This window comes from Candidatus Photodesmus blepharonis (assembly GCF_000731795.2).
Taxonomy (GTDB): domain Bacteria; phylum Pseudomonadota; class Gammaproteobacteria; order Enterobacterales; family Vibrionaceae; genus Vibrio; species Vibrio blepharonis.
Genome location: NZ_JGVK01000004.1, coordinates 1 through 4,457, shown reverse-complemented (window position 1 = coordinate 4,457; position 4,457 = coordinate 1). Strand labels below are relative to the sequence as shown.

3 protein-coding genes are annotated in these 4,457 nt (G+C 35.0%); 1 reads left to right on the top strand and 2 read right to left on the bottom strand.

All coding sequences use genetic code 11. The features are described from left to right. Positions 1–130 precede the first annotated feature (130 nt). On the top strand, positions 131–1,564 hold the full coding sequence (gene ptsG, locus CF67_RS00755) for a PTS glucose transporter subunit IIBC (RefSeq protein WP_034413108.1): 1,434 nt from the start codon (positions 131–133) through the stop codon (positions 1,562–1,564). 72 nt (positions 1,565–1,636) lie between these two features. Here the strand turns inward: ptsG and CF67_RS00750 are convergent, their stop codons facing one another. Together CF67_RS00750 and gap are read right to left on the bottom strand one after the other, a co-directional pair. After that, positions 1,637–2,638, bottom strand: coding sequence for a S66 family peptidase (locus CF67_RS00750; protein ID WP_034413111.1), 1,002 nt, complete (start codon positions 2,636–2,638; stop codon positions 1,637–1,639). A 282-nt stretch (positions 2,639–2,920) separates the two neighbouring features. Next, the gene (gene gap / locus CF67_RS00745; protein WP_034413106.1) at positions 2,921–3,916 is read right to left on the bottom strand and encodes a type I glyceraldehyde-3-phosphate dehydrogenase; all 996 of its coding nucleotides are present in this window, start codon (positions 3,914–3,916) and stop codon (positions 2,921–2,923) included. Between the last annotated feature and the right edge of the window lie 541 nt (positions 3,917–4,457).

The window sequence follows — 4,457 nt, the reverse complement described above, 5'->3', positions numbered from 1 at the left end:
CTAAAGTGCATAAAAGTGTAATCCTGGCAGCAGCAGAGTAATGCATGTGATTGTATATTTTACATTAGTTATCCAGATAATGCGTAACTTATAGATAGAACGTTAATGACTTTTGTTCAGGAGTGTTAATATGTTTAAAAACTTTTTTTCTAATCTGCAGAAAGTTGGTAAATCTTTGATGTTGCCAGTTTCAGTTTTACCAATTGCAGGTATTCTTCTTGGAGTAGGTGCTGCAGATTTTGCTTTTATCCCTAAAGTTGTTTCGGATTTAATGAAACAAGCTGGTAGTTCAGTGTTTGATCAAATTGCGTTATTATTCTCAGTCGGTGTAGCGCTTGGTTTCACGAATAATGATGGTGTAGCTGGTCTTTCTGCTATCGTTGGTTATGGAATTATGAACGCAACATTGGCGAGTATATCTAATGTTATGGGGATTGATCAAATTTCTGCCGGTGTGATCGGTGGTATTTTAATTGGTGCTATTTCTGCTTGGGCGTTCAAGAATTTTTTTAAAGTCCAACTTCCAGAATATCTCGGTTTTTTTTCTGGAAAGCGTTCTGTACCAATTATTACTGGATTTTCTGCGATCGTTTTGGGAATTTTACTCGCAATTATTTGGCCACCAATTAATGCAGGAATTGCTCTTTTTTCTGATTGGGCGTCTTATCAAAACCCACGAATAGCTTTTGGTATTTATGGTCTTGTTGAACGTTCTTTGATCCCATTTGGTCTGCACCATGTGTGGAATGTTCCGTTTTTTTTCGAAGCAGGTAAATGTTTAAATTCTGATTCTGAAGTCCAAAATGGTGTTCTGACATGTTATTTGGTTGCTGATGAGGCTTCTCGCATCGCTGGCAATGGTTTTGGTCAACTTGCTGGCGGCTACATGTTCAAGATGTTTGGTTTACCAGCAGCAGCGGTTGCAATTGCTCATTCTGCTAGGCCAGAAGAGCGTTTAAAAATTATGGGTATGATGGTTTCTGTAGGATTAACATCGTTCTTGACAGGTATTACTGAACCTGTTGAATTTTCATTTTTATTTGTTGCTCCTATACTTTATGGTCTGCACACCTTGCTAGCAGGTTCTGCGTATTTTGTCACTAATGCTCTAGGTTTAGTTCACGGTATTTCGTTTTCTCACGGTTTTATAGATTTTTTAGTTCTTTCTGGTAACGCTCAGAAGATGCCATTGATGATTGGTGTTGGTTTAATTTATGCGCTGATCTATTATTTAGTATTTCGTATAGCGATTCAAATTTTTGATCTTAAAACTCCAGGCCGTGAGGCAAGTACATCCAATAATCTTGAAATTTCTTCAGGTTCAGAGTTCGCAGGTAAGTTAGTATCAGCGTTCGGTGGTAAAGATAATATTCTTTCTTTAGATGCTTGTATTACTCGATTACGTGTCTCGGTAGTAGACGCAGCAGTGGTTGATCAAGACGCATTAAAAAAGTTAGGTGCTTCGGGTGTCGTGGTCGGATCTGGTGGAATTCAGGCTGTTTTTGGTACTAAATCTGATAACTTAAAAACTGATATGGATGAGTGGTTGCAAAATCAGAGATGAGGTTTTTTTTGTTATAAGCCAGTTAATATTATTCAGCAGTTTGCATTAAATAAAATTAATTGGCTTTGATCTTTACTTGATCCATGGACTTTTTAAACAAAAGCTTTTTTTTTCGAAGTTAATTTCAGCCTCTATGCCGATTGGTGTTGCGAGTATTGGATGCGTATGACAACTGTCGAAACCATAGAGAATTGGTAATTTCTGTTTATTAAGGACTTCAAAAAGTACGTCAAGTGGTGTTCTATTTGTTCCTTTATCGTCAAACAGTTCATATTTTCCAAGTATAATTGCTGAAATTTTATCAAAAACACCGCATGCTTTTAGATGACAGAGTGAACGTTCAACCATATCAATGCTTTTCATCGAATCTTCAATTAAAAGAATGTCTCCATATAAAATTTCTGGCATATATGGGCTCCCCCATATAGCGGCTATAGTATGTAAATTCCCACCAATAATTCGACCAGAAATAGTACCACTTCCCAAAAATTGCCAATTATTATTTTTTAGTTTTTTAGGATGAAATTGATTTTCCCACTCAATTTTCATATCACTCCAAAATTTTGGCATCGAGTAATAAAAAGGAGGAAAGCTTTCTTTGCATAATAAATCATTAAATGACTTATAGGTTTCATCAACTAGCGGAGGTAATTCTCCAAAAGAGGCTACAAGTGCTGCTCCATGAAAAGTAACAATATTTGTTTTAGCAAAAATTCCCAATAAAATGGCTGTAACATCTGAATAACCAATAATGATTTTAGGATCTTGAAGCAACGCTTCGTAATCAATATAGGGAAGTAAAGCGTTGCTATTACTACCACCGATTGTTGATATAATACATCGAATTTCTGGATTTCGAATCAGTTCGTTAATTTCTTTTACTCGTTCCTTAATATTCCCTGAACGATAATAATCGCTTTTTTCAGTAAGAGATCCAGCTTCTAATTTAAACCCTTGATTATTTAAATAAGATTTCGCTCTTTTAAAACGATTAGGTGCAAAAACGGTAGCAGGAGATGAAGGAGAAAAAAAGCCTATCTTATCTCCGTGTTTTAAGGCTTTAGCAAGTATAATATTTGACATGATCTATCTTAATTCCTAATTTATCTATAATTTTTTTAAAATGGGTTATAGTGTTATGTACGTTCAATAATTAGTGGAATTCTATAATGTTAGCTGTTTTCATGATAATTTGTTTTTAAAAATTTATTTCATAATTAATGAAGGTTTATGGACCATTGTTTGTGGAGGTATACTTTTAAGAAGGGGTAAGATTAGTTGCCTTTTTGCTAATTTATTAGCAAGACGGGCTGACTGCATATACCCCAAAGTTAATAATACAGTTTAAGAAAAATATTATTGCGATATATGGATTGCCAAATCTAAAATCTTATTTGAGTAACCGATTTCGTTATCATACCAAGATACAATCTTGACAAAATTGTCAGTAAGAGCTATACCAGCCTTAGCATCGAAGACTGAAGTCTGCTTTTCACCAATGAAATCTTGAGAGACAACTTGCTCTTCGGTGTAACCTAAGATACCTTTTAGTCTGGTTTCAGATGCTTCTTTCATACTTTGACAGATATTTTTATAAGATACGTTTTTCTTTAAATTAACTGTTAGATCAACCACAGAAACATCAGCTGTTGGAATGCGAAATGCCATACCAGTCAATTTTCCATGTAATTCTGGCAGAACAACACCTACAGCTTTAGCTGCACCAGTAGAAGACGGGATAATATTTTGAAGAGCACTTCGCCCACCGCGCCAATCTTTAGTGGAACAAGAATCAACAGTTTTCTGAGTAGAAGTCGTTGCGTGAACAGTGGTCATGAGACCAGAAAGAATACCGAAATTGTCATTTAAAACTTTAGCAATAGGAGCAAGACAATTGGTTGTACAGGAAGCATTAGAGACGATATCTTGACCAGAATAAGTTGAGTCGTTAACACCCATCACAAACATAGGAGTCTTATCTTTAGAAGGTGCTGTTAAGATAACTTTTTTAGCACCAGCAATAATATGTTTACGAGAAGTATCATCAGTTAAAAAAAGACCCGTAGCCTCAACTACCACGTCAACATCAATAGCATTCCACTCTAAATCTGCAGGATTACGCTTGTCGGTAACGCGTATAGCTTTTCCGTTAACAATTAAGTTATTTGCTTCGACTTTAACGTCACCGTAAAATCGTCCATGAGTTGAATCATACTTAAGCATGTATGCTATATAATCCACGTCGATTAGGTCGTTAATACCTACAATTTCAATATTATCACGTTCCTGCGCTGCACGAAATACGAAACGACCAATACGGCCAAATCCATTAATACCTATTTTGATAGTCATATGGTTGTTCTCCAAATTAATTTTGGGTAAAAGGTAAACTATAGCAAGTCTCAGAGATACTAGCGACAGATAATCGATCCTAATCCATTTTAATCTTACTAATTGTTTTAAATACAACGATTTCGAATTTTATAGCAATTAATGCGATGTTGGTATTATCAATTCGGAGTATTCGTTACATAGCAACCTGCTATAATTTAGTGAGAAAGTGTTTTACAAACAAATATTTACCGTTTTTTCAGTTAATGTTTTATATAAGGATGATCTTGCTGTTCTTAAAATTAGAAACGTCTCTCAACAATATTATTGACTATTATTGAACAAATTAGTTTCTCGAGATTATCGTCGAATTACAAGGAGTTTTGATGTGCTCAAAAAAAAGAGTAAACCATACTTTACCGGAGTTTGAAAAGGCGTAGAAAATTTGTAACAAAGATTTTTCAGGATCTGTTTAGGTTGAGGGAACGATTTTAAATCCATGTCATAGATAGGTTATTCCTAGCTATTAACTTACAATTTGTGCTACTAACAATTTCCCTTT

Excerpts from the sequence above, each read along its gene's own strand:
- ptsG (WP_034413108.1), top strand. The coding sequence starts at position 131 with ATGTTTAAAAACTTTTTTTCTAATCTGCAGAAAGTTGGTAAATCTTTG.
- gap (WP_034413106.1), bottom strand. The coding sequence starts at position 3,916 with ATGACTATCAAAATAGGTATTAATGGATTTGGCCGTATTGGTCGTTTC.